The sequence below is a fragment of the Pseudarthrobacter sp. NCCP-2145 genome, assembly GCF_023708005.1.
Lineage (GTDB): Bacteria > Actinomycetota > Actinomycetes > Actinomycetales > Micrococcaceae > Arthrobacter > Arthrobacter oxydans.
This window is the reverse complement of the sequence record NZ_BRCG01000045.1, coordinates 1-1,828: the sequence shown is the minus strand read 5'-3', so window position 1 is coordinate 1,828 and position 1,828 is coordinate 1. Positions and strand designations below refer to the sequence as shown.

1 protein-coding gene is annotated in these 1,828 nt (G+C 67.2%); it reads left to right on the top strand.

Annotated features, from left to right (window positions below; all coding sequences use genetic code 11):
* Positions 1–77 precede the first annotated feature (77 nt).
* Positions 78–1,637 (top strand): IS1182 family transposase, encoded by a 1,560-nt coding sequence (locus tag NFU08_RS20790; RefSeq protein WP_251425957.1) that lies wholly within the window; start codon positions 78–80, stop codon positions 1,635–1,637.
* The last annotated feature ends 191 nt before the right edge of the window (positions 1,638–1,828 follow it).

Genomic DNA, 1,828 nt, shown 5'->3' with positions numbered 1-1,828 from the left:
CCTAGGAGACTGCTGAAATATCCGCTGGTTTAGGCGCGTCGGCTGGACTGGTGAGGCTGGTGGTTAAGACTGGTCTTATGCAGGGACGCGAGGACGCGCAACGCGGGTATTTGGATGTGGAGGCGCTGGCCGGAGAGTTGTTGGCTCCGGGCAGTGTCTTCGCTTTTCTGGCCAAGCATCGGGGGCGGTTGTTCCCGGATTCGATGATGGAGGACCTGTTCCCGTCGCGGCGGGGCCGGCCGTCAGTTCCCGCTTCGGTGATCGGTTCGGTGCTGGTGCTGCAGGCGTTGCAGGGCCTCTCTGACCGGGAAACAGCCGAGGCGTTGACGTACGATCTGCGCTGGAAAGCCGCGTGCGGGTACGGACTGACCGATACGGCATTCCATCCGAGCACGCTGACGTACTGGCGCCGGCGGCTGGCGGCATCGAAGAACCCGCACCGGATCATGAAGGCCATCGCCGAGGTCGTTGCGGAAACCGGAGTCCTGGCGGGCAAGCGCCGGCGGGCGGTTGATTCAACAGTGTTGGATGACGCGGTCGCGAGGCAGGACACGATCACGCAGCTGATCGCAGCGGTGCGCCGCTTCGGCCGTGACATCCCCGGCGGCCAGGACCTGCTGGCCACCCACGCGAAGGGGTATGACTACACGCGCACCGGTAAGCCGGACATCGCCTGGGACGACCAGGATGCCAGGGACGGGCTGGTCTCGGCGCTGGTCACCGACGCCCTCGCCCTGCTGGCCGCGGTCGATCCCGAGACCTTGGAGGGCAGGGGGGCCGATGCGTACGCGCTGCTTGCACTGGTCGCCGGGCAGGACGTGGAACCGGCCGAGGACTCGGACGGGACCGACGGGCGGTGGCGGATCGCCCGGAAGGTCGCACCGGACCGGATGATCTCCACCGTGGACCCGGACACCCGGCACGCGCATAAGACCAGGTCCCGGCAGCAGGACGGATTCAAAGCCCACATTGTCATCGAGCCCGATACCGGGCTGATCACCGCCGCGGAGCTGACCAAGGCCTCCGGACCGGAGAACAGCGACGGGGCCGTCGGCGCCCGGCTGATCGGCATGGAGCCCACGATCGCCGGGACCAGCGTGGACGTCCTGGCCGATTCGGCCTACGGGTCCGGGGACATGCTCGCCGCTCTCGCCGGCACCGGCCATACCCCGGTGATCAAACCCTGGCCGCTGCGCCCGGCCGTCGAAGGCGGGTTCACCCTCGATGATTTCACCGTCGATGAAGCAGCAGGCACCGCGACCTGCCCGAACGGGCTTACGCGCAGGATCACCGCTAAGCGGCGGGTCACATTCGGCGCCGCCTGCAGCAGCTGCCCGCTCCGGGCCCGGTGCACCGGCTCCCCACGCGGGCGCAAACTCGAACTGCACGAGCACGACGCCCTGCAGCGCGAACACCGGAAACGCGCCACGGACCCGGACTTCCAGCACGACTACCGCACCCACCGGCCCATGGTCGAACGGTCCATCGCCTGGGTCACCCGCGGCAACCGCCGCGTTCGGCACCGCGGCACAAACCAGAACAATGCCTGGCTGCAACTGAGGATTGCCGGGCTGAACCTGCGACGCCTCCTCGCGCTCGGACTTACCAGCGAAAAAGGATCCTGGGCCATCGCTTGAACGCGGGCACCACCTCAGGGCCTCCCGCCAGCGAAAACCGGACCCGCCACCCGGCGAACAACCCTCAAAAGCCCAGAAACAGGACCCGATGCTTCAATCACAGAACCCGAGACCACAAAAGGAAGGGCTGGCCCCGACACGTGAACGCCCCGGACCAGCCCCATAAAGCACTTAGTTCAGCAGTCTCCTAG

Coding starts and splice junctions, on each gene's coding strand:
- NFU08_RS20790 (WP_251425957.1), top strand. CDS start 78: ATGCAGGGACGCGAGGACGCGCAACGCGGGTATTTGGATGTGGAGGCG.